Source organism: Streptacidiphilus sp. EB103A (assembly GCF_041261405.1).
GTDB lineage: Bacteria > Actinomycetota > Actinomycetes > Streptomycetales > Streptomycetaceae > Streptacidiphilus.
The window spans coordinates 36,760-63,042 of sequence record NZ_JBGCAQ010000033.1 but is presented as its reverse complement, the minus strand read 5'-3'; the positions used below and the strand labels follow the sequence as shown (position 1 = coordinate 63,042).

At 70.8% G+C, this 26,283-nt stretch carries 19 protein-coding genes; 6 read left to right on the top strand and 13 right to left on the bottom strand.

From position 1 onward, the window contains the following. Window positions 1-366: 366 nt before the first annotated feature. From ABH941_RS38315 to thyX, 3 genes are all read right to left on the bottom strand, one after another. Window positions 367-2,052: a ribonuclease J gene (locus ABH941_RS38315; RefSeq protein WP_370135748.1), complete on the bottom strand. Its 1,686-nt coding sequence runs from the start codon at window positions 2,050-2,052 to the stop codon at window positions 367-369. A 157-nt stretch (window positions 2,053-2,209) separates the two neighbouring features. After that, window positions 2,210-3,109: a 4-hydroxy-tetrahydrodipicolinate synthase gene (gene dapA, locus ABH941_RS38310; RefSeq protein ID WP_370135745.1), complete on the bottom strand. Its 900-nt coding sequence runs from the start codon at window positions 3,107-3,109 to the stop codon at window positions 2,210-2,212. Between the two features lie 206 nt (window positions 3,110-3,315). Then, window positions 3,316-4,056: an FAD-dependent thymidylate synthase gene (thyX, locus tag ABH941_RS38305; RefSeq protein ID WP_370135742.1), complete on the bottom strand. Its 741-nt coding sequence runs from the start codon at window positions 4,054-4,056 to the stop codon at window positions 3,316-3,318. A gap of 126 nt (window positions 4,057-4,182) precedes the next feature. On the opposite strand from thyX, the gene ABH941_RS38300 reads away from it, so the two are divergent. Continuing rightward, window positions 4,183-4,794: an N-acetyltransferase family protein gene (locus ABH941_RS38300; RefSeq protein ID WP_370135740.1), complete on the top strand. Its 612-nt coding sequence runs from the start codon at window positions 4,183-4,185 to the stop codon at window positions 4,792-4,794. On the opposite strand, the gene ABH941_RS38295 is transcribed toward ABH941_RS38300, so the two are convergent. The 6 genes from ABH941_RS38295 to eccD all read right to left on the bottom strand — a co-directional run bounded on the left by ABH941_RS38295 (window position 4,748) and on the right by eccD (window position 12,116). Then, window positions 4,748-5,209, bottom strand: a complete 462-nt coding sequence (locus tag ABH941_RS38295; RefSeq protein ID WP_370135737.1) for a hypothetical protein — start codon at window positions 5,207-5,209, stop codon at window positions 4,748-4,750. The two genes, ABH941_RS38300 and ABH941_RS38295, sit on opposite strands and share 47 nt — an antisense overlap. Further along, a complete protein-coding gene (dapB, locus tag ABH941_RS38290; protein ID WP_370135735.1) occupies window positions 5,209-5,967 on the bottom strand; it encodes a 4-hydroxy-tetrahydrodipicolinate reductase in 759 nt (252 codons plus the stop codon). Before dapB ends, ABH941_RS38295 begins: the two co-directional genes overlap by 1 nt. Before the next feature lie 72 nt (window positions 5,968-6,039). Next, window positions 6,040-7,398, bottom strand: coding sequence for a M16 family metallopeptidase (locus ABH941_RS38285; RefSeq protein WP_370135732.1), 1,359 nt, complete (start codon window positions 7,396-7,398; stop codon window positions 6,040-6,042). 133 nt (window positions 7,399-7,531) lie between these two features. After that, on the bottom strand, window positions 7,532-9,748 hold the full coding sequence (locus ABH941_RS38280; RefSeq protein WP_370135729.1) for a polyribonucleotide nucleotidyltransferase: 2,217 nt from the start codon (window positions 9,746-9,748) through the stop codon (window positions 7,532-7,534). Window positions 9,749-10,179: 431 nt separating this feature from the next. Beyond that, a complete protein-coding gene (gene rpsO, locus ABH941_RS38275; protein ID WP_030265570.1) occupies window positions 10,180-10,470 on the bottom strand; it encodes a 30S ribosomal protein S15 in 291 nt (96 codons plus the stop codon). 161 nt (window positions 10,471-10,631) lie between these two features. Then, entirely contained in the window at window positions 10,632-12,116 is a 1,485-nt protein-coding gene (gene eccD / locus ABH941_RS38270; protein ID WP_370135726.1) for a type VII secretion integral membrane protein EccD, read from the bottom strand. A gap of 305 nt (window positions 12,117-12,421) precedes the next feature. On the opposite strand from eccD, the gene eccCa reads away from it, so the two are divergent. Both eccCa and ABH941_RS38260 read left to right on the top strand, forming a co-directional pair. Beyond that, window positions 12,422-16,369, top strand: a complete 3,948-nt coding sequence (gene eccCa, locus ABH941_RS38265) for a type VII secretion protein EccCa (protein ID WP_370135724.1) — start codon at window positions 12,422-12,424, stop codon at window positions 16,367-16,369. Window positions 16,370-16,769: 400 nt separating this feature from the next. After that, complete coding sequence (locus tag ABH941_RS38260) at window positions 16,770-18,176, top strand: APC family permease (protein WP_370135721.1); 1,407 nt, start codon at window positions 16,770-16,772, stop codon at window positions 18,174-18,176. Between the two features lie 39 nt (window positions 18,177-18,215). Here ABH941_RS38260 and mycP read toward each other — a convergent pair whose 3' ends face one another. The 4 genes from mycP to eccB form a co-directional block, all read right to left on the bottom strand. Further along, complete coding sequence (mycP, locus tag ABH941_RS38255) at window positions 18,216-19,442, bottom strand: type VII secretion-associated serine protease mycosin (RefSeq protein ID WP_370135719.1); 1,227 nt, start codon at window positions 19,440-19,442, stop codon at window positions 18,216-18,218. Between the two features lie 107 nt (window positions 19,443-19,549). Beyond that, window positions 19,550-19,846, bottom strand: a complete 297-nt coding sequence (locus ABH941_RS38250; protein ID WP_370135716.1) for a WXG100 family type VII secretion target — start codon at window positions 19,844-19,846, stop codon at window positions 19,550-19,552. A 56-nt stretch (window positions 19,847-19,902) separates the two neighbouring features. Continuing rightward, on the bottom strand, window positions 19,903-20,214 hold the full coding sequence (locus ABH941_RS38245) for a WXG100 family type VII secretion target (RefSeq protein ID WP_370135714.1): 312 nt from the start codon (window positions 20,212-20,214) through the stop codon (window positions 19,903-19,905). Window positions 20,215-20,437: 223 nt separating this feature from the next. Next, on the bottom strand, window positions 20,438-21,943 hold the full coding sequence (gene eccB, locus ABH941_RS38240) for a type VII secretion protein EccB (RefSeq protein ID WP_370135712.1): 1,506 nt from the start codon (window positions 21,941-21,943) through the stop codon (window positions 20,438-20,440). Window positions 21,944-22,111: 168 nt separating this feature from the next. On the opposite strand from eccB, the gene eccE reads away from it, so the two are divergent. The 3 genes from eccE to ABH941_RS38225 all read left to right on the top strand — a co-directional run bounded on the left by eccE (window position 22,112) and on the right by ABH941_RS38225 (window position 26,280). Beyond that, the gene (gene eccE / locus ABH941_RS38235) at window positions 22,112-23,470 is read left to right on the top strand and encodes a type VII secretion protein EccE (protein WP_370135710.1); all 1,359 of its coding nucleotides are present in this window, start codon (window positions 22,112-22,114) and stop codon (window positions 23,468-23,470) included. Between the two features lie 14 nt (window positions 23,471-23,484). Beyond that, window positions 23,485-24,222 carry a hypothetical protein gene (locus tag ABH941_RS38230; protein WP_370135708.1) on the top strand — a complete coding sequence of 246 codons (738 nt, stop codon included), beginning with the start codon at window positions 23,485-23,487 and terminating at the stop codon, window positions 24,220-24,222. A 93-nt stretch (window positions 24,223-24,315) separates the two neighbouring features. Further along, window positions 24,316-26,280: an AAA family ATPase gene (locus tag ABH941_RS38225; protein WP_370135706.1), complete on the top strand. Its 1,965-nt coding sequence runs from the start codon at window positions 24,316-24,318 to the stop codon at window positions 26,278-26,280. The last annotated feature ends 3 nt before the right edge of the window (window positions 26,281-26,283 follow it).

The window sequence follows — 26,283 nt, the reverse complement described above, 5'->3', positions numbered from 1 at the left end:
GCAGGCGGACGGGGTATCAACATTTGGCGTTGACTTTTGGCACGCTGTTGAGTTCTCAAGGTACGGACGCTTCCTTCGAGCGGCTTTCACACCAGTCCTCCGGGCGCTTCCTTCGTTCCCCACCGTACCAGACCGTTTCCGGCCCGTTCCGACGAGTGAAACTCTAGCGGAATTCCTCGGTACAAGCCAATTCCGCCGCATTCCCGAATTCGGGCATGACAAAACAGAGCCACACCATCTCATCGGGGGTTTTGCCGCCACTGCTGTCCGCAGGGCAACTCGCAGAACGTTACGCACCCGTCAACACCGTGTCAAATCGAGCGGGGCCCGGGCAGACCAGTGGTCTGCCCGGGCCCCGCTGCGCGATCAGACCTCCACGACCACCGGGAGGATCATCGGGCGTCGGCGGTAGGTGTCGGACACCCACTTCCCGAGAACCCGGCGGACCAGCTGCTGGACCTGGCGGGGTTCGATGACGCCGTCCTGCGCCGAACGCGACAGGGCGTCCTGCATCTTGGAGATGGCAGGGCCGAAGGCGTCGTCGTCGATGCCGGAGCCGCGGGCCTGGATGTTGGGGCCTGCGGTGATCTTGCCGGTGTTGGAGTCCACCACCAGGAAGACCGAGATGATGCCCTCCTCGCCGAGGATGCGGCGGTCCTTCAGCGAGCCCTCGCTGATGTCGCCGACCGAGAGGCCGTCGACGTACACATAGCCGGCCTGGACCTTGCCGACGATCTTCGCGGAGCCGTTGACCAGGTCGATCACCACACCGTCCTCGGCGATGACGATGTGGTCCTTGCTGATGCCGGTCTTCTGGCCCAGCTCGGAGACCGCCCGCAGGTGCCGCCATTCGCCGTGGACCGGCATCAGGTTGCGGGGCTTGCAGATGTTGAAGAAGTACAGCAGCTCGCCGGCCGAGGCGTGTCCGGAGACGTGCACCTTGGCGTTGCCCTTGTGGACGACGTCCGCGCCCCACCTGGTCAGGCCGTTGATGACGCGGTAGACCGCGTTCTCGTTGCCCGGGATCAGCGAGGACGCGAGGATGACGGTGTCACCCTCGACGATGCGGATCTGGTGGTCGCGGTTGGCCATCCGGGACAGCGCCGCCATCGGCTCGCCCTGGGAACCGGTGCAGATCAGCACCACGTCCTCGTCGGGCAGGTCGTCCAGCGTCTTCACGTCGACGACCAGGCCGCCCGGCACCTTGAGGTAGCCGAGGTCACGGGCGATGCCCATGTTGCGGACCATCGAGCGGCCGACGAAGGCGACCTTGCGGCCGAACTCGTGGGCGGTGTCCAGGACCTGCTGGATGCGGTGGACGTGGCTGGCGAAGCTGGCCACGATGATCCGCTTGTCGGCGCGGTCGAAGACCTGCTGGAGCACCGGGCCGATGTCCCGCTCCGGCGCGATGAACCCGGGGACCTCGGCGTTGGTGGAGTCCACCAGCAGCAGGTCGATGCCCTCCTCACCCAGACGGGCGAAGGTCGGCAGGTCGGTGAGCCGCTTGTCGAGGGGCAGCTGGTCCATCTTGAAGTCGCCGGTGGCGACCACCATGCCGGCCGGGGTACGGATGGCGACGGCGAGCGCGTCCGGGATGGAGTGGTTCACCGCGATGAACTCGCAGTCGAACGCGCCGATGCGCTCGCGCTCGCCCTCCTTCACCTCCAGCGTGTACGGCCGGATGCGGTGCTCGGTGAGCTTGGCCTCGATCAGCGCCAGCGTCAGCTTGGAGCCGATCAGCGGGATGTCCGGCTTCTCGCGGAGCAGGTACGGAACGGCGCCGATGTGGTCCTCGTGCCCGTGGGTGAGGACGATGCCGTCGATCTTGTCCAGCCGGTCCCGGATGGAGGTGAAGTCGGGCAGGATCAGGTCGACGCCGGGCTGCTGCTCCTCGGGGAACAGGACGCCGCAGTCGACGATGAGCAGGCGGCCGCCGTACTCGAACACCGTCATGTTGCGGCCGATCTCACCGAGTCCGCCCAGCGGGGTGACGCGGAGCGCCCCCTCGGCAAGTGGCGGCGGGGTGCCCAGGTCAGGGTGCGGATGGCTCAAAAGTCTCTCCTCTCCGCGCACACCACGCACCCCGATTGGGTGCACAGTGCGGGCGGCATCGTTTCTTCTTTTCCGTGGTTCGTGGTGCAACACGTCGCAGCTCCGCTGGGCGGGCAGGACGTGGAAGTCTGTTGTTCGGAGGTGTACCCCTCCGTTGTCAGAGGTGTACCCCTCCGGCGGTGAGATCCTTCTTCAGCTGTTCGACCTCAGCGTCAGTGGCCTCGACCAGCGGCAGTCGCAGCGGACCGGCCGGGAGGCCCAGTAGGGACAGGGCAGCCTTAGTGGTGATCACGCCTTGAGTACGAAACATACCGGTGAATACCGGCAACAGGCGCTGATGGATCTCCGCGGCCTTGGCCACGTCGCCTGCGAGGTGTGCGTCCAGCATGTCACGCAACTCCGCGGCGACCACATGGCCGACCACGCTGACGTACCCGACCGCGCCGATCGCGAGCAGCGGCAGGTTCAGCATGTCGTCGCCGGAGTACCAGGCCAGGCCGCTGCGGGAGAGCGCCCAGCCTGCTGCCGCGAGGTCGCCCTTGGCGTCCTTGTTGGCGACGATCCGGGGGTGCTCGCCCAGACGGACCAGGGTCTCGGTGTCGATGGGGACACCGCTGCGGCCGGGAATGTCGTAGAGCATGACCGGGAGTCCGGTGGCGTCGGCGACCGAGGTGAAGTGTCGGCGCAGACCCTCCTGCGGAGGCTTGTTGTAGTACGGCGTCACGACCAGGAGTCCGCCGGCGCCGGCCTGCTCGGCCTGGCGGGCCAGCTCGACCGAGTGGCGGGTGTCGTTGGTTCCTACCCCCGCGACCACGTGGGCGCGGTCTCCGACGGCCTCCACCACGGCCCTGACCAGGGCGCTTTTCTCAGCGTCGGTGGTGGTCGGCGATTCGCCGGTGGTGCCGTTCACGACGAGTCCGTCGTTGCCCGCGTCGACCAGATGGGCCGCCAGACGCTGGGCGCCTTCGAGGTCGAGGGAACCGTCGGCGGTGAACGGGGTCACCATCGCGGTCAGCGCCCTGCCGAAGGGGATCTCAGGGGTGGAGGTCGGAGCCATGAACCCAACGCTACTCGTTGCGGGACTGTCCAAGCACAGGCGGTCCATCAGGAGAAACGAACGAGGAGCCCGGTGCCGCCTGCTCGGGGGTTCAGGCGGCACCGGGGCTCGTTCTCTGAGACTAAGGAACTGTGCGATATCCCGCAAATGGGACATATGAGAGATCTGACGCTATGTGAGGCAGGGCCCCCACAGCCCCGCTGTCCCTAGGGCGCGACCCGTCCGTGCTCGTTGAAGGCGGCGTGCGTCAGGGGCATCAGCTCGGCCCACTTCGCCTCCATCTTCTCCGCCACCATCTCGATCTCCCGCTGCGGGAACGAGGGCACCTTCGCCCGCTCGTCCTTGGTGCGCAGCGAGAGGAAGTGCATCAGCGAGCGGGCGTTGCAGGTCGCGTACATCGAGGAGAACAGACCCACCGGCAGCACCGCACGGGCCACCTCGCGGGCGACGCCCTCGGCGAGCATCGCCTGGTAGGCGGCGTATGACTGGCGGTACGAGTCCTCCATGGCGGAGCTCACCGCCTTGTACTGGTCGGCCGTGCCCTCGAAGAACTCGTACTTGCCGGGGCGGCCCTTCTGGACCAGCTTGCGCTCGGCGGCGGGGACGTAGAAGACCGGCTGCAGCTCGCGGTATCGGCCGCTCTCCTCGTTGTAAGAAAATCCGACCCGGTGCCGCTGGAACTCCCGGAAGACAAAGATCGGGGCGCTGACCAGGAAGGTCATCGAGTTGTGCTCGAACGGGGTGCCGTGGCGGTCGCGCATCAGGTAGTTGATGAGCCCCTTGGAACGCGCCGGGTCCTTTCCGAGCTCGTCGATGGACTGCTCACCGGCGGTGGAGACCCGGGCGGCGAACAGCACGTCGGCATCCTGCGCGCTGCTGCGCACGAGCTCGACGGTGAAGTCGTCCCTGAAGATCGGCTCCGGTACGGCGGGGGCTTCGTCGGTCACCTGCTGCGTCCTTTCGGTGGTGCGGTGCTGCGTCCGGGCCGGTTACGGCTGCGGGCCAGCCTAGCGGCGACCGGGGCACGACCTGGCAGTCCGACTCCCTACCCTGGTACACAGGAAAGGGAGGGTATGTCGGAACGACTGGAACAACCCCTGGTCCGGGACGCGGAAGCAGCGGATGTCGCCGAGGTGGTGCAGTTGCGGGCCGCGTCCTGGCGCGCCGCCTACGCGGATCTGATGCCACCCGCGTACCTCGACGCCATGGACACCGGGCCCGAGGCCGTGTCCCGCGCCGTCCGCAGGCTCCAGGGGAATCCCTTCGGCTACCACGACCTGGTGGCCGTGCGCGGCGACCGGATCGTCGCCTTCGCCATGTGCGGCCCGGAACGCCCGATGCCGGGCCGGTACCGCGAGGGGCACGGCAGGGAGCGTGGGGAGGTGTACGCGCTCTACGCCCATCCGGACGCCTGGTCCACCGGCGCCGGAGCCGCGCTGCTGACCGCCGCCCGTGCCCGCCTCGGCGCGGACGGGTACTGGCAGCAGGTGCTCTGGGTCCTGGAGGGCAACGCCAGGGGCCGTTCCTTCTACGAGCGCCAGGGGCTGCGCCCGACCGGCGAGCGCACCGCCCTGAGGCTCGGCAGCACGGTCCTGACCGAGCTTCAGTACGGCACCCAGGAGACGGCGACGCCTATCGTCAGCCAGCGGTCGGAGCTCCCTGCCCCGGTCCGTCGTGGAGCTTGATGGCGTGCTGCATCGCCTTGCGGGCCCGCGGCGTGTCGCGGGCGTCCGCGTAGGCGACGGCCAGGCGGAACCAGGCGCGCCAGTCCTCCGGCGTGCGCTCCGTCTCGGCCTGGCGCCGGGCGAAGACGGCGTCCGCCGAGTCCCGGTCGATCCGGCCGCCGGCGCTGCGCTTCAGCTCGTCCACCGGGAGGCCGCCCTCGGCCTCCAGGGCCCGCGCCAGCGCGGCGCTGCGCCGGCCGAAGCGGTAGGTCTTCCAGAGGAACCAGACGCCCAGGGCCACCAGCACCTCGGCGCAGATCCCGATGCCGATGCCCAGGCCCTCGCCGGTGGCCATCAGCTGGACCCCGGTCACCACGATGACCAGGAAGCCCAGCAGCAGGACCGCCGAGATGACGAAGTAGCCGATGCGAGCCATCAGACGTCCTCGAAGAGGAAGTTCTCAAGGCCGAAGGTCAGCCCGGGGGTGTCCACCACCCGGCGCACGCCCAGCAGGATGCCCGGCATGAAGCTGCTGTGGTGCAGCGAGTCATGACGGATGGTCAGGGTCTCGCCGGTGTCACCGAAGAGCACCTCCTGGTGGGCCAGCAGGCCGCGCATCCGCACCGCGTGCACCGGCACCCCGTCCACGACGGCGCCGCGGGCGCCGTCCAGTCCGTGGGTGGTGGGATCCGTCTGCGGAGCCAGGCCGGCCTCGGCGCGGGCCGCGGCGATGAGTTGCGCCGTACGGGTGGCGGTGCCGCTGGGGGCGTCCGCCTTGTTGTTGTGGTGCAGCTCGATGACCTCGACGGACTCGTAGTAGCGGGCCGCCTGCTGGGCGAAGCGCATGGTGAGCAGGGCGCCGATGGAGAAGTTGGGCGCGATCAGGACGCCGGTGCCGGGGGCGCCGGCCAGCCAGGTCCTGAGGGTGTCCAGGCGCTCCGCGGTCCACCCGGTGGTCCCCACCACCGCGTGGATGCCGTTGTTGACGCAGAACTCGACGTTGTCCATCACCTGGTCGGGGTGGGTCAGCTCGACGGCGACCTGCGCCCCGGCGTCGATGAGCTTCTCCCGCTTGTCGGCGCGGCCGAGGGCGGCGACGAGTTCCAGATCCGGGGCGGCCTCGATGGCGCGGACGGCCTCGGAGCCGATTCGGCCGGTGGCGCCTACTACAGCGACGCGAATGGGGGTGGTCATCCGGGGTGCAACTCCTTGTCTGAGGGCGGGTGACGGCAGGGCGTTGGTTGGCAGCGCAGTTCCTCGCGCCCCTTACAGGGCTTCGGTGAGGCGTTCGGCGCGCTTGCCGCTGACCGGGCCTATGACGGCCAGCGAGGGCTTGTAGGCGCCGAGCACCGAGGAGGCGACCTCGCGGACGTCGTCGAGGGTCACCGCGGAGATCTTGGCCAACAGGTCGTCCACCGAGAGGTGGGTGCCGTAGCAGAGCTCGGCCTTGCCGATGCGGGACATCAGCGACCCGGTGTCCTCCATGCCCAGCACGGTCGAGCCGGAGATCTGCCCGATCGCCCGCTTCAGCTCCTCCTCGGTGATGCCCTGGTCGGCCACGCGCTGGAGCTCCTGGCGGCAGATCGCCAGCACCTCTTCGACCCGCTTGGGCTGGCAGCCGGCGTAGATGCCGAACAGGCCGGTGTCGGCGTAGGAGGAGGAGTAGGAGTAGACCGAGTAGGCGAGACCGCGCTTCTCCCGGACCTCCTGGAACAGCCGGGAGCTCATTCCGCCGCCCAGCGCGGAGTTGAGCACACCCAGGGCCCAGCGGCGCGGGTCGCTGCGGGCCAGGCCCGGCAGGCCGAGGACCAGGTGGGCCTGCTCGGTGGGCCGGTCCAGGATCTCGACCCGGCCCGCGGTGCGCAGCGCCCGGGTGCCGCCGCGCGGCTCGGCCGGGACGCTGTCGGTCCGGGTCAGTGCCCCCGCCGCGGCGAAGGCCTTCTCGACCTGGCGGACCACCTTGGCGTGGTCCACGTTGCCGGCCGCGGCCACGACCAGGTGCTCCGGGCGGTAGCGGCGCTTGTAGAAGCCGGCCACCTGGTCCCGGGTGAGCGCGTTTATGGTGTCGACGGTGCCGAGCACCGGACGTCCCAGCGGCGAGGAGCCGAACATCACCTGGGCGAACAGGTCGTGCACCACGTCGCCCGGGTCGTCCTCGGTCATCGCGATCTCTTCGAGGACGACGTCGCGCTCGGTGTCGATGTCCTCCTGGCGGATCAGCGACCCGGTCAGCATGTCGCTGACGACGTCGATGGCCAGCGGCAGGTCGTTGTCGAGCACCCGCGCGTAGTAGCAGGTGTACTCCTTGGCGGTGAAGGCGTTCATCTCGCCGCCGACCGCGTCCAGCGCGGAGGAGATGTCCAGGGCGCTGCGCCGATCGGTGCCCTTGAAGAGCAGGTGCTCCAGGTAGTGCGTGGCGCCGTTGAGCACCGGCGTCTCGTCGCGCGAGCCGACGCCGACCCAGATGCCGAAGGCGGCGGAGCGCACCGTCGGCAGGGTCTCGGTGACGACCCGCAGGCCGCCGGGGAGGACGGTCCGGCGCACGACGCCGGCCCCGTCCGTGCCCTTGAGCAGGGTCTTGGTGGAACCGGGGCGCTGCTGCGCAGCCGTGGGCTGCTGTGCCACGTGACTTCCTTAGGCGCTGACGACTGATGAGCTGGAGGGACGAGCTGAAGTAATGAGCTGGAGGGACTGCTGCATACGGGGTGCGGCCCGGTCCTCCGAACGGGGGACCGGGCCGCGTGGTGGTGCTGCGCTGCTACTTGGCCTCGGCCTCGGCGGCGGCCTCGTCGCCGCCCTCGACCACGGGGATCAGCGAGAGCTTGCCGCGCGGGTCGATCTCGGCGATCTCGACCTGCACCTTGGCGCCGACCGCGAGCACGTCCTCGACGTTCTCCACGCGCTTGCCACCGGCGAGCTTGCGGATCTGCGAGATGTGCAGCAGGCCGTCCTTGCCCGGCATGAGCGACACGAACGCGCCGAACGTCGTGGTCTTCACCACGGTGCCCAGGTAGCGCTCGCCGACCTCCGGCATGGTCGGGTTGGCGATCTGGTTGATCGTCGTACGGGCAGCCTCCGCCGAGGGACCGTCGACCGCACCGATGTAGATGGTGCCGTCGTCCTCGATGGTGATGTCCGCGCCGGTGTCCTCCTGGATCTGGTTGATCATCTTGCCCTTCGGGCCGATGACCTCACCGATCTTGTCAACCGGGATCTTGATGGTGATGATGCGCGGCGCGAACTCGGACATCTCGTCCGGGACGTCGATCGCCTCGTTCATCACGTCCAGGATGTGCAGACGCGCGTCGTGGGCCTGCTTCAGCGCGGCGCCCAGGACCGAGGCGGGGATGCCGTCGAGCTTGGTGTCGAGCTGCAGCGCGGTGACGAAGGTCTTGGTGCCGGCGACCTTGAAGTCCATGTCGCCGAACGCGTCCTCGGCGCCCAGGATGTCGGTCAGCGCGACGTAGTGGGTCTCGCCGTCGATCTCCTGCGAGATCAGGCCCATGGCGATACCGGCGACGGCGGCCTTCAGCGGCACACCGGCGTTCAGCAGCGACATGGTCGAGGCGCAGACCGAGCCCATCGAGGTGGAGCCGTTGGACCCGAGAGCCTCGGACACCTGACGGATCGCGTAGGGGAACTCCTCGCGGGTCGGCAGCACGGGGAGCAGCGCACGCTCGGCGAGCGCGCCGTGGCCGATCTCGCGGCGCTTGGGCGAGCCCACGCGGCCGGTCTCGCCGACGGAGTACGGCGGGAAGTTGTAGTTGTGCATGTAGCGCTTGCGGGTCTCCGGCGCCAGCGTGTCCAGCTGCTGCTCCATCCGGAGCATGTTCAGCGTGGTGACGCCCAGGATCTGGGTCTCGCCGCGCTCGAACAGGGCCGAACCGTGGACGCGGGGGATGACCTCGACCTCGGCGGCCAGGGTGCGGATGTCGGTGACCCCGCGGCCGTCGATGCGGACCTTGTCCTTGATGACGCGCTGGCGGACCAGCTTCTTCGTCAGCGAGCGGTACGCGGCGGAGATCTCCTTCTCGCGGCCCTCGAACTGCGGGAGCAGCTTGTCGGAGGCGAGGCCCTTCACCCGGTCCAGCTCGGCCTCGCGGGCCTGCTTGCCGGCGATGGTGAGCGCCTGCGCGAGCTCCTCGGTGACCGCGGCGCTGAGCGCCTCGAACACGTCCTCCTGGTAGTCCAGGAAGATCGGGAACTCGCCGGTGGGCTTGGCGGCGTGGGCGGCCAGCTCGGACTGGGCGCGGCACAGCTCCTTGATGAAGACCTTGGAGGCCTCCAGGCCGGCGGCCACGACGTCCTCGGTCGGGGCGGCGGCGCCGCCCTTGACCAGCTCGATCGTCTTGGTGGTGGCCTCGGCCTCCACCATCATGATCGCGACGTCGCCGTCCGGCAGGGTGCGGCCGGCGACGACCATGTCGAACACGGCCTCCTCCAGCTCGCTGTGGCGCGGGAAGGCGACCCACTGGCCCTTGATCAGCGCGACCCGGACGCCACCGATGGGACCGGAGAACGGCAGGCCGGCCAGCTGGGTAGAGGCGGAGGCGGCGTTGATGGCGACGACGTCGTAGAGGTCGTCGGGGTTGAGCGCCATGATCGTGCAGACGACCTGGATCTCGTTGCGCAGGCCCTTGACGAAGGACGGGCGCAGCGGGCGGTCGATCAGACGACAGGTGAGGATCGCGTCCTCGGAGGGGCGGCCCTCACGACGGAAGAACGAGCCGGGGATGCGCCCGGCCGCGTACATCCGCTCCTCGACGTCCACCGTCAGCGGGAAGAAGTCGAAGTGGTCCTTGGGCTGCTTCGAGGCGCTGGTCGCCGAGAGGATCATCGTCTCGTCGTCCAGGTAGGCGACGGCGGAGCCGGCGGCCTGCTTGGCGAGACGACCGGTCTCGAAGCGGATGGTGCGGGTACCGAAAGAACCGTTGTCGATGACGGCTACGGCTTCGTGCGTGGTGTTGTCTTCCACCTGGAAGATCTCCTTCGTATTCCTCAGGTGGAGCGTCCCCGCACCGATCGACCTGGTGGCGGCCCTGGCCGGTCTTCGATCGAAGCCTCCGGACGGGCGGCGCTGATGCGCTCGTTCCTCCGGCGGCCACTACCGAGGACCGGCGCCCGGTGGCGCCGATGGTCGGGATGCGTGTGGACGCTCCGCGTCTTTGCGGGCGGCGACCGGTCCGGTCGTCCCGCGGTGTCGGGCCCTCTCGTCGTCACGCGCGGCGCGCGCGACCGGAGGACGCTCCACCCTTCCTTCTCACCTTACGCACGCAGTCTTTCCCACGCGTGCGCCCTGCCCAATCATTTCCGCGGGGCGGCTCCTCCCGCTCGGGGAGGAGGATCGGGGCCAGGATGTGCCGAAGGGCGGCTCCCATGTGATGGGAGCCGCCCCCGGGCGAGGTACTAGCGGGCCGCGCCGGCGGCACCGCGGCGGATGCCGAGGCGGTCGACCAGGGTGCGGAAGCGCTCGATGTCCTTCTTGGCCAGGTACTGCAGCAGACGGCGGCGCTGGCCGACGAGGAGCAGCAGGCCACGACGCGAGTGGTGGTCGTGCTTGTGGGTCTTGAGGTGCTCGGTCAGGTCCGAGATACGGCGGCTGAGCATGGCGACCTGGACCTCGGGGGAGCCGGTGTCGCCCTCCTTGGTGCCGAACTCGTCCATGATCTGCTTCTTGACAGCGGCGTCGAGGGCCACAGCAACTCCTTGGTGTCTCGTGGTGCCGGATGGTCCTGGTCTGCTTCACAGGAACTCGTGGAACCCGGCGGCGGGGCCAAGGACAGGCCTTGAACCCTGCACCAGCCTACCAGCGCGGCAGAGTACCCCTTGACAGCGTCTGCTCCGGCCTCGGCCGGGCCTCAGCTGGTGAAGCTGCGGACGGTCGAGTAGACGTCGAGGACAGCCAGCGCCAGCGGGATCAGCGAGATCAGCAGCAGGCCGTCGACCAGGTCCAGGATGCGGCCCCAGAACGGGCTGACCCCGCGGACCGGGACGATCAGGCCGACGGCGACCAGCAGTGCGGCGCCGAGGGCGATGGCGGCGCCCAGTCCCAGGATGCGCACGTCCACCGCCGAGGTCCTGGCGACGTTCGCGACGAGGAAGCCCTGCAGGTTCAGGGAGATGCCGACGACCAGCAGGCCGAGGCTGAGCAGGCCGGCCCCGAGCAGGCAGATCACCTGGGTGGTGTGCCGGAACAGGCGGGCGCGGAGCATCGTGCTCAGGCCGAGGACCAGGGCGAGCACCTCCGGCATGGTGCTGTCGGTGAAGGCGAGCACGGCGGTGCTGCCGATGACGACGGCGGCACAGCCGCCCACCAGCCCGACCAGCAGCTCATGGCCACGGCGGGCCCTGGCGGCGATCCGGGTGTAGTCGGCCGGGTCCTCCTCGGCGGCCGGCTGGGCGCCGGACTGGGCGCCGAGCCGGTCGCCCGCGCGCGGGTCGACCTGCTGCGGGGCGTGGAAGGCGACCGGGAGGCGTGCGAAGCGGGCCGAGAGCTGGGGCAGGAAGCCGATCAGCGCGACGGCGACCACGGCCGCCGCCGAGGCCACCTGGCGGGCCGAGGCGTCGGTCAGGATGGCGGCGAAGGTGGCCAGGGTGCCGGCCGCGGAGACCACGGTGGCTGCCACGAAGGGCGCGTCGCCACCCGGCATCAGCGCGGTGAGCAGCACCGACAGGATGAGTACGGCGACACAGCCGACCAGGAACTGGACCCGGCCGGGACCGTTCGTCATGGCCTGGTTCTGGTCGATCGCGATGATCCCGGAGCCGCCGATCAGCGCGTGCGGCAGCGCGGCGAGCCCGAGCGCCAGCGCGCTGCCCCGGTCGTCGTAGACCCGGGCGCGGACCCCGGCGAGGGCGGTGAGCACCAGCGCGGTGACGCCGGAGAGCAGGCCGGGAAGGGAGTGCATGTCGTGGCGCAGGTCGCAGAACCACAGCGCGAAGCCCAGCAGCACCAGCAGGACCACCCCGCCGATCAGCGCGGCGCCGCGCATCAGCTGCGGACCCCACAGGCTGCGGTCGGCGGAGACCGCGGTGGCGATGGCCTCGGCCACGTCGTCGTAGACAGCCGGCGGCAGCGAGTCGGCGAAGGGGCGCAGGCTCAGCAGGTCACCGTCGCGGACCTGCTGGGCGACCAGCGGCAGACTGCTGTCGAGCACCGTGCCGTCGCGGCGCACCAGGTGGAATCCGGTGGGCGCGCCCTCGGGCAGGGTCTGCCCGGACAGCCGCAGCACCTCGGGGTAGACGTCGGCCAGCGGGATGTCCTCGGGCAGCGCGACATCGATCCGGCTGTCCGGTGCGACGACGGTGACCCGGCAGAATCCGGTGGATGCGCTGGTGCTCACCCGGAGCCCCTCCCCCTGTGAGTGCCGCGTTGGCAGTCTTTGCTGTCCTCTGTCAGGCGCTCACCCTACCGGCAGCCGGGACGGTCCTCGCCCCCGGCCGGGGCGCCTTCGTCCGCCCGTGCGCCCTGTCCCTCCGTACACCACCGGACCACCGCTGCAGAGCGGTCTGCCGGGACACCCTCATGGCCTGCCCCTGTCACGGTAGGGACTAGGATCGGCCCCTGCGGAGAGCGGTGACACGGGGAGCGCCAGCGGCGACCGTCCGTGCCCGTCAGGGGACTCGACAGGACGAGGCTGGTACGACCTTGAGCGTGGTAACCGTCAAGCGACCGCCGCGGGTGCACCCGCCCGCGGTGCCGGGCGAGGAGATCCGCCTGGAATCGCCGCCGGAACTGCCCCGCGGCGACGGCGGCAAGTGGTGGCAGGCCATGCTGCCGATGCTGGCCACCGCGGGTTCCGCCGCCTTCTTCTTCATGCCCGGCATGCAGATGATGATGAAGGTGATGGGCGGTCTGATGGTCGCCTCGACCGTGGCCATGGCCGTCGCCCAGGTCAGCTCCCAACGCAAGGGCGGCGGCGGGGAGATGGAGGACGCGCGCCGCGACTACCTCAAGTACCTCGCCCAGCTGCGCAAGCAGGTCCGCCGCACCGCGGCCGACCAGCGCGACGCCCAGCTCTATCTGCACCCCGCCCCGGACCAGTTGTGGGCCGTCGTCGCCGAGGGCCGCCGGCTGTGGGAGCGCCGGGCCAGTGACAGTGACTTCGCCCAGATCAGGCTCGGCACCGGACCGCAGCAGCTGGCGACCCGTCTGGTGCCGCCGCAGACGGCCCCCGTGGACGAGCTGGAACCGCTGACGGCCGAGGCGATGAAGAGCTTCCTCGCCGCCCACGGCACCCTGCCCGACCTGCCGCTGGCCGTCTCGCTGCGCGCCTTTTACCACCTCTCCGTCTCCGGCGACCCGGACAGCGTCTACGGGACGGTCCGCGCCGCACTGGCCCAGCTGAGCACGCTGCACTCCCCCGACGACCTGATGATCGGCATCGCCGCCGCCCCCGGCGCCGGACCCGAGTGGGAGTGGGCCAAGTGGCTGCCCCACGTCCAGCACCCGACCGAGTCGGACGGCGCCGGATCGGCCAGGATGATCTGCACCTCGCTGGACGCCCTGGAGGGCATGCTCGCCGACCAGCTGGCCGGCCGCGCCCGCTTCCACCGCGACGCCACTCCGGTCCCGGAGCAGCCGCACCTGGTCGTCGTCCTGGACGGCGCCGCGGTCGGCGCCGACTCGTTGCTGGCCAGTGGCGAGGGTCTGCAGGGCGTGACCGTCATCGAGGTCGTCCCCGGTGACCTGGACGAGCCGCGCGGCGCGCTCGCCGTGGTGGTGAGCCCCGAGCGGATGCAGCTCACCACCGTCGGCAGCGTCTACCACGGCCGACCCGACCTCCTCAGCGCCTGGCAGGCCGAGGCGCTGGCCCGGCAGCTGGCCCCGCTGCGCGCCTCGATCGGCGACGACGACGAACCGCTGCTGGCGAACCTGGACTTCACCGATCTGATGGGCGTCGGCGACGCCATGTCCGTGGACGTGGCCCGGACCTGGCGGCCCCGGGCGATGCACGACAAGCTGCGCGTCCCGATCGGCCTGGGCGCCGGCGGCGAACCGGTGATGCTGGACCTCAAGGAGGCGGCGCTGGAGGGCATGGGCCCGCACGGCCTGTGCGTCGGCGCGACCGGCTCCGGCAAGTCGGAACTGCTGCGCACCCTGGTGCTGGGCCTGGCGATGACGCACTCCTCCGAGACGCTGAACTTCGTCCTGGCGGACTTCAAGGGCGGTGCGACCTTCGCCGGCATGGCCGACATGCCGCACACCTCGGCGGTCATCACCAACATGGCCGAGGAGCTCACCCTGGTCGACCGGATGCGCGACTCCATCACCGGCGAGCTGAACCGCCGTCAGGAGCTGCTGCGCGCGGCCGGCAACTACGCCAACGTCCACGACTACGAGCGGGCCCGCGCCGCCGGGGCCCCGCTGGAGCCGCTGCCCTCGCTGCTGCTGATCATCGACGAGTTCAGCGAACTGCTCACCGCCAAGCCCGACTTCATCGAGATGTTCATCCAGATCGGCCGGATCGGCCGCTCCCTGGGCGTGCACCTGCTGCTGGCCTCGCAGCGGCTGGAGGAGGGCCGGCTCCGCGGCCTGGACACCTACCTCTCCTACCGGATCGGGCTGCGGACCTTCTCGGCCGCAGAGTCCCGGGCGGCGCTGGGCGTCCCCGACGCCTACCACCTGCCGCCGGTGCCCGGTGTCGGCTACCTCAAGTTCGGCACCGATGTGATGGCGCAGTTCAAGGCCGCCTATGTGTCCGGCCCCTACCGCAGCGGCGCCGTCCAGGAGTCGACCGGGCGGGTCCGCAGGCAGCGCCCGGTGCTGTTCACCGGCGCCCCGGTGGCCAAGCCGCTGCTGCCGCTGAACGAGATGGAGCCGGAGGCCCCGCGCCGCCAGGACGACGCGCTGGCGGACACCGTGCTGGACGTGATCGTCGACCGGCTGGAGGGCCAGGGCCCGCCGGCCCACCAGGTGTGGCTGCCGCCGCTCAGCGAGGCCCCCTCGCTGGACCAGTTGCTGCCGCCGCTGGGGGCGGTGCCGGACCGGGGGCTGTGCGCGCCCGAGTACGCCGGGACGGGCCGCCTGGTCGCCCCGATCGGTCTGGTCGACAAGCCGTTCGAGCAGCGCCGCGACCTGCTCTACCTGGACTTCTCCGGCGCCGCCGGGCACGGCATGGTGGTGGGCGGTCCGCGGTCCGGCAAGTCCACCCTGCTGCGCACCATGATCAGCTCCTTCGCACTCACCCACACCGCCTCCGAGGTGCAGTTCTACCTGCTGGACTTCGGCGGCGGCGGCATGATCGGCATGCAGGACCTGCCCCATGTCGGCGGGGTCGCCGGACGGCTGGACGCCGACAAGGTGCGCCGCATGATCAGCGAGGTCTCGGGCCTGCTGACCCAGCGCGAGGAGCTGTTCCGGGCGCAGGGCATCGACTCCATCGCGACCTTCCGCAACCGCCGCAAGAACGGCTCGCTGCCCGGTGAGCCGTACGGCGACGTGTTCCTGGTGGTCGACGGCTGGCTCACCTTCCGGCAGGAGTTCGAGCTGCTGGAGCCGCTGGTCACCGACATCGCCCAGCGCGGCCTGGCGTACGGCGTGCACGTGGTGGTGGGCGCCTCCCGCTACGGGGAGATCCGTCCGGCGCTGAAGGACCTGCTGCAGACCCGGATCGAGCTCAAGCTCGGCGACCCGATGGAGTCGGAGATAGACCGCAGGGTCGCCCAGAACGTCCCGGCCGGAGCGCCGGGCCGCGGTCTGACCGCCGACAAGCTGCACTTCCTCAGCGGTCTGCCGCGGATCGACGGCTCCAGCGGGATCGACGACCTCGCCGACGGCGTGACCGCCTTCGTCCAGGCCGTGAACAGTTCCTGGACCGGGCCACACGCGCCCCAGGTGCGGATGCTGCCCGAGGTGCTGCCGGCCGACCGGCTGCCCAAGGGCTTCGAACACCCCGAGCAGGGCATCGCCATCGGCATCGACGAGAACTCGCTGGCGCCGGTGTTCCTCAACTTCGACTCGGACTCGCACTTCATCGTCTTCGGTGACGGCGAGACCGGGAAGACGGCGCTGCTGCGGCTGCTGCTCAAGGGCATCACCGAGCGCTACACCCCGGACCAGGCCCGCATCGTCATCGGCGACTACCGGCGCTCGCTGCTGGGGGTGGTCACCAGTCCGCACCTGCTCGAGTACGCGGCGGCGCAGCCGGCCCTGCAGGCATTCCTCGGCGACATCAGGGGCTCGATGGAGCGCCGCATCCCCGGCCCCGACGTCACCCAGGAGCAGCTGCGGGACCGCAGCTGGTGGTCCGGCGCCGAGCTGTTCCTGGTCATCGACGACTACGACCTGGTGGCCACCTCGACCGGCAACCCGCTGCAGCAGCTGCTGGAGGTCCTGCCGTTCTCCAAGGACATCGGGCTCCACATCATCATCGCCCGCCGCTCCGGCGGCGCCGGCCGGGCCCTGTACGAGCCGGTGATGCAGCGGCTGAAGGAGCTGGGAGCGCAGGGCATCGTGCTGTCCGGCGACCGGGACGAGGGCGTGCTGCTGGGCAACGTCCGACCCCAGCAGATGCCGCCGGGCCGGGGCGTCCTGGTCACCAGAAGGCGCGGGACGTTCACCGTGCAGACGGGGTGGGTCGGGCAGCAGCAGTAAATCGTTATCCCGGCACGGCAGTCCGATCCGAAGGGGTCGCTGAGTGATTCGTCACTCGGCGACCCCTTGTGCGTTGCCCTGAGACCGCTCCGAAGATCCATAAGCATGACAGGCAGTCGGCGATTTTGATCTTTTATTCGAAGGCTCGATATTGATACTGCGATCGATATCAAGGCGTATGGACAAAAGGTTCATTTGACTCAGAACGCTGATGGGCCATCACTTCAGTTGCCGTTTGACCACTACACAACGAAATCCGAAGCAAATCCGCCCTTGACGCCCCGTTAACGGCAGGGGTTACATGGCGGCCGGAGAGCGACAGATTCGCAGCAGCCCATCCGACCGGAGGCGATACCGCTTCTCCCCGCACCAGAGCCCCACCGATCCGATCGGAACGCACATGACCGACATCCTGAGCCGTCCGCCCGAGGACCGCGTCGCACTCGCGAAGGCCCCCCTGGCCGACGAACCCCAGAAGCTGAAGCGCTCCATCGGCGTCGTCGGCGGGACCCTGCTGACGCTGTCGTGCGTGACCCCCGCTTCCTCGCTGTTCGTGCTGGTGCCCGCCTCCTTCGCCAGCCTCGGCACCGGGACCGCGCTCACCCTGCTGATCGCCATGGTCCTCTGCGTCGGCGTGGCCTGGTGTTACTCGGAGCTCGGCACGCTGATCCCCAGCGCCGGCGGCGAGTACGCGATGGCCGGGCACACCGTGGGCCGCTTCGCCGGGTGGCTGGCGTTCGTCCAGGCGCTGATCGTGGTCATGATCGTGCCGCCGATCATCGCCCTGGGCACCGCCGAGTACCTGGCGCCGTTCGTGCACGTCGATGCCAAGGTCATGGGTGCGGTCGTGATGCTGGCCGCGACCGTCGTGGGCCTGCTGGACCTGCGCGCCAACGCCTGGATCACCGGCATCTTCCTCTGTCTGGAGGTCGCTGCGGCCTCGCTGGTCGCCGTGCTCGGCTTCGCCCACGCGAACCGCCCGGCCTCGGTACTGATCCACCCCCAGCTCCCCGGCGGGGCCGTCGGCACCGGCACGATCATCGTAGGTCTGGCCGCTGCACTGTTCATCACCCAGGGCTTCTCCACCGCCGTCTACCTGGCCGAGGAGATGGACCGCCCGCAGCGCACCGTCCCCCGCACGGTGATGTGGACGCTGGTCATCGGCTCCGCCGTGATCCTGGTCCCGGTCATCGCCATCACCCTGGGCGCGCCCAGCCTCAAGGCCCTGGCCGACGGGGACATCAGCGGCATGGTGACCGCCTGGACCAACTCGACGGTCGGCAACATCGTCAGCCTCTGCGTCGCCCTGGCCATCATCAACGCCGCCATCGTCATGGTGATCCAGAACTCCCGGGTGCTCTACGCCTCCGCCCGTGACAAGGCCTGGCCGGAGCCGGTCAACCGCGCCTTCGCCACCATCAGCACCCGTTTCGGGGCGCCCTGGGTGGCCACCCTCGCGGTCGGCGTCCCCGGTGCAGGGCTCTGCTTCGTCAACCTGACCACCCTGGGCCTGGTCACCGGGGTGGCCGTGACCCTGCTCTACGGCTTCGTCGCCGTCGCGGCACTGGGCGCCCGACGCGGAAAGCACAAGGAGTCGGGAGCCTGGCGGATGCCGGCCTGGCCGGTCGTGCCGGTGGTCATCCTGGCCGTGCTCGGCTACGTCATGCTGCAGCAGAGCGCCGAGGCCCTGTGGATCACCGGTGGCATCACCGCCGCCGCCGCTCTGTACTGGGTGTTCTACCTCCGGCCGCGACCGGGGAGCCGCTGGGTGATCACCGTTCCGGAGGACGAGAAGTCCGCCGTCTGATCTCCGGCCCCAGCACGTCCCGCAGCGTCGCCGTACGGCTCAGTCCGTGCGGCGACGCTGCATGTCGCGGACGACCACGGCGGTGCCCGTGATCAGCAGGACCGCGAGCAGGCCGATGCCCAGGGTGTAGGCGGCGGTTCGACGGTCACGGTCGGCCTGGGTCTCACCGAGCGACATCGGCATCGCCTGCAGCGGCGCGGCCGAGGTCCTGTTGTGGACCGTGGGTACGGCGGCGGACTCCGGCGGGGAGTCGTCGGAGAGGGCCGCGACCGGGTCGACCACGCCCCAGCCGATGAAGTCGTTGCGGCCGGCGTCGGTGCGCTGCGCGGTCTGCTCGATCCGGGCGATGATCTGCGCCGGCGTCCAGTTCGGGTACTTCTGCTTGAGCAGGGCCGCGACGGCGGCCGCGTACGGAGCGGCGAAGCTGGTGCCCGAGTCGACGCACTGGCCGCCCTTGGGCACCGTGGAGACCATGTCCACGCCCGGCGCGGCGACCTGCACCGAACGGCCGGTCTCGGAGAAGCCGTCGGCGCGCTCGTTGTCCCGGTCCGAGGCGCCCACGCCGAGCACCCCGGGGAAGGAGGCCGGATAGGTCGGGTCCGAGAGGTTCTCGTTGCCGGCCGCCGCGACCACGACGACCCCGTGCTGGATCGCCTTGGCGATGGCGACCCCCAGGGCTCCGCTCTCCGGCTGGTAGACCGGCTTCCCGTTGGCGGAGACGTCCTGCGAGATGTTGATGACGCCGGCGCCCTTGGCCACTGCCTCCTTGACGGCGTCGGCCATGCTCTGGACGCTGCCGCCGCTGCCCTGGCCGTCGTTCTGGCGCAACGACAGGATCTTCGCGTCCTTGGCCAGGCCGACGAACCCGGTCCCCCCGCTCGGGCGGGCCGCGATGATGCCGGCCACCATGGTGCCGTGCCCGACGGTGTCGGTGAGCGCCGTGCCCTTGTCGTTCGTCAGATAGCTGGTCCCCGCGATGACCGCGCCGCTGAGCTGCGGGTTGGTGTCGTCGACACCGGTGTCTATCACGGCCACGGTCACCCCCTTGCCGGTGGCGTAGCGCCACAGCTGCGACAGCAGGACCCGCTGCAGCGACCAGGGCTCGCCGGGGATGTTCCCGGACGGGAAGACGCACTGGCCGTCCGAGGCGAGCGCCGTGCGCGGGGGATGCGTGAGAGCCAGAGCGGGGCCCGGCGCGGTGACCGTCAGCGCGGCCGCGACGGCCAGTGCCGGGAGCGCACGGCGACGGTGGTGGTGCCTGCTCACTGCTGTTCGATCCCCCGCGGTGTCCGTGGTCCAAAGGGCGTCGGGAACAACGCGCCGTGCCGGGCCGCGCTCACGCGGGCCCGGCACGGCGACGGCGACGTCGGCCCTCAGCCCCAGATGCTGGCGTTCTTGTTCTCGGTCGCCTGGTAGTTCTGCGCGGCGCTGTCGAGCGCGGCGGCGATCTGGGTCAGCACGGTGTGCAGGTCGGTGGCGGAGGAGTTCCACTCCGCCTGGCGGGCCTGGTAGCCCTCCTGCGCCTTGCCTTCCCAGCTCTGGGCGATCCGGGAGACGCCGGCCTGCAGGTCGTCGAGCTGCGACTGGACCCGGGCGGCGGTGCTGCGAACCTCTTCGGCGGCGTTCGAAATGGTGGAGAAACTGACCAGGATGTGGTCGGCACCCGACATGATGTCCCCGATTCCTTCAAGCGGTGAAGCAGACAGTGGAGTTGATGCGGCCCAGGTCAGCCGAGGGCGGAGGCGATCTTGCTCATCGAGGACTGCTGCTCCTGCTCGGTGCCGGAGTACGTCGCCGAGGTGGCGTCGATGGCTTCCTTGATCTCGTTGAGCACCTTGTTGAGCTTGGCCGCGTCCTGGTTCCACTTCGCCTGAAGCGTGTTGTACGACTGCGCGGCGGAGCCCTGCCACCCCGAGGTGATGGAGCTGACGAGGCTCTCCAGCCGGCTGAGCTCGGCCTGGATCTGTGCGTTGACGTCGGAGATGCGGCTCGAAAAAGCCCGCATCTCATCGGCGGTAGTCCTGAACTGACCCGACATGTACACCGTCCCCCATGAGACAGACCAACGAGACCGGGCACCCTTTCGGGCGCCGGCGGCCGACACCACTGCAGTGATGTCCCACAGCACTCTAGCTGTCATGTGCAACGCCCCCAACACCGGGCTGTGGACAACTTTGCCGCCCGGCGCGAGCGGTGCGAACACGCACCGCCCCTGCCTGCGCCGACGTCGCCGCCCGGGCCGCACGGGTGCTGACGGAAAGTCAGGACCCCTGCTGCTGGCCCGCCGCCGCCGAGGTGAGAGCCGGGCCCGCCGAGAGCAGCCCGGTCCACGCCGCCGGGACCGGCAGCGGGGTGACCCCGCTGTAGCCGAGCCGGGCCTGCGTGTTGTCCTGCTGCTGACTGGTCTGGGAGGAGCCGGTGGAACCGCTGCCCGCCGCGGCCGAGGCTCCGGCGGAAGGGCTGCCGCCGTCGGTGTTGAGCTGCACCGGGTAGCGCAGACCGGTGTCCGTCAGCAGGCTGACCGTGCCGGACGTGGTGCTCACTCCGGTGACCGAACGGAACAGCAGCCCGGTGCCGGGGGTGACGTAGACGCCCGCCGTTCCCGACGAACTGTCGACCGGATAGCCGGATCCGGTCCACAGGCCCAGCACCGGGACACCTGACGCCGTCGTGGAACCCGTGTAGACACTGCACGACACCGTGGAGGTGGAGGTGTTCACCTGGCTCACGGACCCCACGGGCCAGTCCTTGCCCTGCTCGAACGGCGCCTTGTCGTTGGCGCCGGCCACAGCGGCCGCGGACATCACGGTCTCCGTGGTCTGCTGTGCGTGCATCAGGGCCTGGACCAGACCGTCGGTGAAGTCGGACATCGGATGGACGCCGTCCTTCAGCACCACGTAGTGCAAATAGGAGCCGTTGTCCGCGGACACCTTGAAGGTGTCGCCCACGTGGAAGTCGTGGTTGAGGAAGTGCACCGGTTCCCCGAAGTTCGGGATGTCCGACCGGGGGTTGCCGATGGGGTCGCCGGTCCGCAGGGTGGCCAGCCAGTCCTTGGTCACGGTCTGCGGCTGGCCGACGGTGGCCCCGAAGGCGGCCGTGGCCAGCACCGCGGCCTGCCCGCTGTCCGCGGTCAACTGGTGTGCGGCGCCGGTCGAGTCGACCAGGTAGGTGCCGCTGGGAGCCTGCACGTAGGCGGCATGGCCGGCGTCGACCCGGCCCGCTCCGGAGACCCTGGCCGCGTCCGGTCCGCCCAGAACGAACAGCTTCTGGTCGGTGGTGTTCTGGCCGCCGGAGGCAGGGCGCTCGCAGTCGGCCCAGGCCTTCGCCGTGCCCGCGTCCTTGGCCGTCGGCAGGCTGTCGGGCGCGTAGGGGATGCCCACGGTCGGAGCGTGCGGAACCTTGCCCGAGTTGAGGACCTTGTCGTCGACCTCCTCCACCGTGGAGCCGGCCGTCAGCAGCAGCCGTGCCGAGGCGATGTTCAGCACCGGGTGCAGCTTGTGGTCGATCATCACGTAGCGGGTGGTGGTCTCCTTGTCCACGATCACCGCGTTGGCGGTGTCCCAGTGCAGCGGCGCGGACGGCTTGATCATGCCGTAGGCGCCGAAGCCGGCCACGGCCACCGCCCCCACGATCAGACCGGGCACCACCGCACGCCTGGGCTTGGGAGCGTCCTCCTCGTTGCCCCCGCCGGAGGGCTGGAGGAAGGCCGCGACGGTCCGCCTCCGTGAGAAGGTGTAGGCGCTCAGTTCGTTCCGGCGTGACGCCATGCTGTCGACTCTCCCCGTCCCAGTTCTCCGACTCCGAGGGTGCTCCGGTTTCCGGGGCAACCCCGCGCCCGCGCGCGGACCCTACGTACCGTACGGGTACGGTATTGCGATCAGCCAACCGGCCGCCCTTCGCGCCGTGCCGTCCGTCCAGAAAGGTTGACCCGGGGGATGTCGAGCCAGACCGCACCACCGCGCGTCCAGCGACCCGAAGGGCCGTCGGACTCGCCCGGCGCGAGCGCCTACGCGGCCCGCCGCACGGCTCCGGTCCAGCCGGTGCCGCGGCCTCGGCCGGGGCGGCTCGGACCACTGCGGCTGCCGCAGCTGGTCCTGTTCGAGATCGCCGCGGTGCTGGTCGCGTTGGGTCTCGGCGGCGGGATGAAGGTGCTGGTCCCGTGCGGATCCGTGGCCCTGGTCCTGGTGCTGCTGGCGCTGGTGCGCCGGCACGGACTCACTCCCGCCGAGATGATGCGCGCCCGCTCCGGTCTGCGGGCCCGGCAGCGCAGGGCCCGGGCGGACGCGGCCGAGGCCGCGGCGGCGGCCGTCGAGGTGAACCCGGCGCTCGCCCCGGTGCTGGAGTGCGAGCCCGCACTGCGGACCGTGCAGCACACCGTGCAGGTGGAGGGCAGTGCGACGACCGGCCGTCGGGACCGGCGCGAGATCGGCATGATCGGTGACGGAACCTTCCTCACCGCCGTGATCCAGGTCGAGGCGATGGACGATCCGCTGCGTCCGGTCCGGGGCGCGCACGCCGGGCTTCCGCTGGATCTGCTGGCCGACGGACTCCAGGTCGACGATGTGACCCTGGACGCGGTCCAGGTCGTCCAGTACAGCCAGCCCGCCCCCGCGCCGCACCTGCCCGAGCAGGCGCTGGCCGCCCGCGGTTACCGGGAGCTGCCGGACGGCTCCACCACCCCGGGCCTGCGGATGACCTGGGTCGCGGTGCGGCTGGACCCCGAGCTGTGCCGCACCGCCGTGGCCGCCCGGGGCGGCGGCGAGGCCGGCGCCCGGAAGGCGCTGCAGCGCGCCACCGACCAGTTGGCCAGCCGACTGGTCGGGGCCGGCCTGCGGGCGACGGTGCTCGACGCGAGCGGGGTCGTCGCCGCCGTCTCCACCGCGACCTGCGCCAGCCCGCTGCGGACCAACGCATCGGCCACCGGCGGCCGCCGTACCTCGGAGACCGCCAAGGCCTGGCGCTGCGACGACCGCTGGCACGCCACCTACTGGATCGGCCAGTGGCCCAGGCTCGCCGCCGCGGGGACCGGTGCGGGCTCCGCCGAACTGGTCAACCTGCTCACCGGGATGCCCGGGCTGGGCAGCAGCTTCGGCCTGACGCTGCGTCAGGCCGGGACCGGCGCCGTCGCACTGAGCGGACACGTCCGGGTGACCGCGCGAGGTGAGGGCGACCTCGATCAGGTGACCCGGCAGTTGGAGTCCCGGGCCAGGAGCGCCGGGGTCGGACTGGTCCGGCTCGACCACGAGCAGGTACCGGGCGTGCTGGCGACGCTGCCGCTGGGCGGCACACGGTGAGGGGAGCAGGCACGGTGAGCACGGTGGAGGCAGGCGGCACGGGCGGACGGCGGGTACTGCCCGGATTCGGTCTGCGCGGGCCGCGACGGGAACAGCATGTGCTGAGCCGGGAGCAGTTGTCCGCGCTGACGCTGCCGGTCGGCGACGACGGGGTGCTGATCGGCGTGGACGGCACCGGCGCCCCCGCGGTGATCGGCCTGTTCCGGCCCAGCGCCTACGAGGTGATCCTGGTCGGCGGGGTCTGGACGGCGCAGCTGATCGCGTTGCGGGCGGCCGCGACCGGGGCGCGCGTCGCCGTGGAGACGGCCCGGCACCAGACCTGGGCGTCGGTGGCCCAGGCCGCCGGCGGCGGCCAGCCCTGCGTCACGGTGCACCCGGTGGGCCGGATCGGCCCGCAGGGCGCGTCCGTCGCGGCCCCGGTGCTGGTGGTACGGGACTGCGGCGCACGGCCGCCCCGGAGCCGGCTCTCGGCCGGTCCCTGGCAGACCACGCTGACCCTGCTGCCCTTCCTCGGGCCGGGCGCGGAACGGCTGTTGGCCGCCGCGGACCTGGTCGGCGTCCAGCGGGTCGCCCCGCAGGAGGCCACCCTGGCCGGGCAGGTGCTGGAGCTGCCGCCGGGCGAGGTCGACGCGCTCTCCACGCTCGGCGACGGAGTGACCCTCTGGGGCAACCGCAGGCGCCGGGTGTTCGTCATGAGCGGACCGACCGGTTCCGAGGCCCAGTTGCTGGGGCAGGCTCGAAGGGTGGACTGAGCCGAGTGTCAGCACCGGCGCAAGGGGGCCTGCCAGGGGCATTCGCTGGTTGACTACGCTGGTGTACCACGGAGGCGAACGAGAGGGACAGCAGTGACGAGCGATCGCGACGGCGTCTATGTCGGCGACCATGCGCCGGACGAAGACGAGGAGTGGTCGGACGCGCCCGAATACACGCCTCCGGCCTGGTACACGCAGAACGCGCAGCAGGTGGGACCGGCGCAGCCGGCTGTGCCCGAGCCCCAGCCGCCCGCCCCGTTCGTGCCCGCACAGGCGTACGAGCCGGCGCAGACGCCTGCCCTCGGGGTGACGGCACCGACGGCGCCGGCAGCGGAATCCGAGGCTGCGCCGCAGGCGGAGCCCGAGCCGGCGGTCGAGTCGGCGCCCGAGCCGGCGGACGTCGTTCCGGTCGGCGCCGACCTGCGCAAGCAGGGCGTCCCCGAGCCGGAAGCACCAGAAGCACCAGAAGCGGAGGCGGAGTCGCAGCAGCAGGCCGCCGAGTCGGCGCCGGAGACGCCCGAGGTGGAGCCCGAAGCCGCGCCGGAGCACCGACTCGAGTCCGTGGCTCCCGTCGCGGAGCCCCCAGCCCCGCCGCAGGCTTATCGCCCCGCCACCGGAGAGACCCAACCGCCGCCCCCACCGGTGGCGCAGCAGCCCGCGCCCTGGCCGCAGCAGCAGCCGCCCCAGCAGCAGTGGGCGCCGCCCGCGCCGGTCGAGCAGCAGCCGCAGTGGGCGCCACCGCCGGTGCCGCCGACGCCGATCGCCGAGCAGCCCCAGCAGCCGTGGGCGCCGCCCGTTCCCCCGGCTCCCGAGCAGCAGTATCCGCAGCAGCAGCCCCCGCAGCCGTGGGCGCCCCCGCAGGGGGTCGATCCGCGCCAGGGCGGCTGGCCGCAGCAGCAGCCGGGGGCAGCGCCCGGCGCGCCGCTGGGCTACACCGCCGCCGTCGAGCTGTCCTCGGACCGCCTGCTGCGGAAGCAGCCCGAGGAGCGCCGCAACACTCCGCGCTTCCGCTTCGGCGGCAAGGCGGCGGAGGAGGAGCGTCAGCGCAAGCTGGCGATCATCCGCACCCCGGTGATGAGTTGCTACAAGATCGCGGTCATCAGCCTCAAGGGCGGTGTCGGCAAGACCACGACGACCACCGCGCTCGGTGCGACACTGGCCTCGGAGCGGCAGGACAAGGTCATCGCCGTCGACGCCAACCCCGACGCGGGGACGCTGGGCCGACGGGTGCGCCGCGAGACCGGTGCCACCATCCGCGACCTGGTGACGGCGATCCCGCACCTCAGCAGCTACATGGACGTGCGCCGCTACACCTCGCAGGCGCCCAGCGGCCTGGAGATCCTGGCCAACGACGTCGACCCGGCCGTGTCCACGACCTTCAACGACGAGGACTACCGGCAGGTCATCGGCTTCCTGGGTCGGCAGTACCCGATCGTGCTGACGGACTCGGGAACGGGTCTGCTCTACAGCGCGATGCGCGGCGTGCTGGACCTGGCGGACCAGCTGATCGTGGTCTCGACGCCCAGCGTGGACGGCGCCAGCAGCGCCAGCACCACACTGGACTGGCTCTCCGCGCACGGCTACGCCGACCTGGTGCAGCGCAGCATCACGGTGGTCTCCGGGGTCCGCGAGACCTCGAAGATGATCAAGATCGACGACATCGTCGCCCACTTCCAGACCCGCTGCCGCGGGGTCGTCGTGGTGCCCTTCGACGAGCACCTCTCGGCGGGCGCCGAGGTCGACCTGTCCCGGATGCGGCCGAAGACCCGGGAGGCGTACTTCGACCTGGCGGCGATGGTGGCCGCGGACTTCCCGCGCACCCAGCCGCAGCCGCTCGGGTGGCCGGGCGGCCAGCAGGGCGCGCCGCCGCCGTACGGACAGCAGCAGCCGTACGGGCAGCCCCCGGCGCCGTACGGGCAGCCGCAGCCGTACGCCCAACCGCAGTACCCGCAGCAGTACCCGGAACAGCCGTACCCGGAACAGCAGTCCTACCCCGAGCCGCCGCCGCAGGGGTGGGCTCCGCCGCCGCCCGGCTACTACCCGCCGCAGGAGCAGTGACCG

What these genes read in the sequence shown, in the direction of transcription:
- dapA (WP_370135745.1), bottom strand. Translation starts at nt 3,109, where the DNA reads ATGGCTCCGACCTCCACCCCTGAGATCCCCTTCGGCAGGGCGCTGACC.
- ABH941_RS38300 (WP_370135740.1), top strand. Translation starts at nt 4,183, where the DNA reads ATGTCGGAACGACTGGAACAACCCCTGGTCCGGGACGCGGAAGCAGCG.
- ABH941_RS38295 (WP_370135737.1), bottom strand. Translation starts at nt 5,209, where the DNA reads ATGGCTCGCATCGGCTACTTCGTCATCTCGGCGGTCCTGCTGCTGGGC.
- dapB (WP_370135735.1), bottom strand. Translation starts at nt 5,967, where the DNA reads ATGACCACCCCCATTCGCGTCGCTGTAGTAGGCGCCACCGGCCGAATC.
- ABH941_RS38260 (WP_370135721.1), top strand. Translation starts at nt 16,770, where the DNA reads ATGACCGACATCCTGAGCCGTCCGCCCGAGGACCGCGTCGCACTCGCG.
- ABH941_RS38250 (WP_370135716.1), bottom strand. Translation starts at nt 19,846, where the DNA reads ATGTCGGGTGCCGACCACATCCTGGTCAGTTTCTCCACCATTTCGAAC.
- ABH941_RS38245 (WP_370135714.1), bottom strand. Translation starts at nt 20,214, where the DNA reads ATGTCGGGTCAGTTCAGGACTACCGCCGATGAGATGCGGGCTTTTTCG.
- eccB (WP_370135712.1), bottom strand. Translation starts at nt 21,943, where the DNA reads ATGGCGTCACGCCGGAACGAACTGAGCGCCTACACCTTCTCACGGAGG.
- eccE (WP_370135710.1), top strand. Translation starts at nt 22,112, where the DNA reads ATGTCGAGCCAGACCGCACCACCGCGCGTCCAGCGACCCGAAGGGCCG.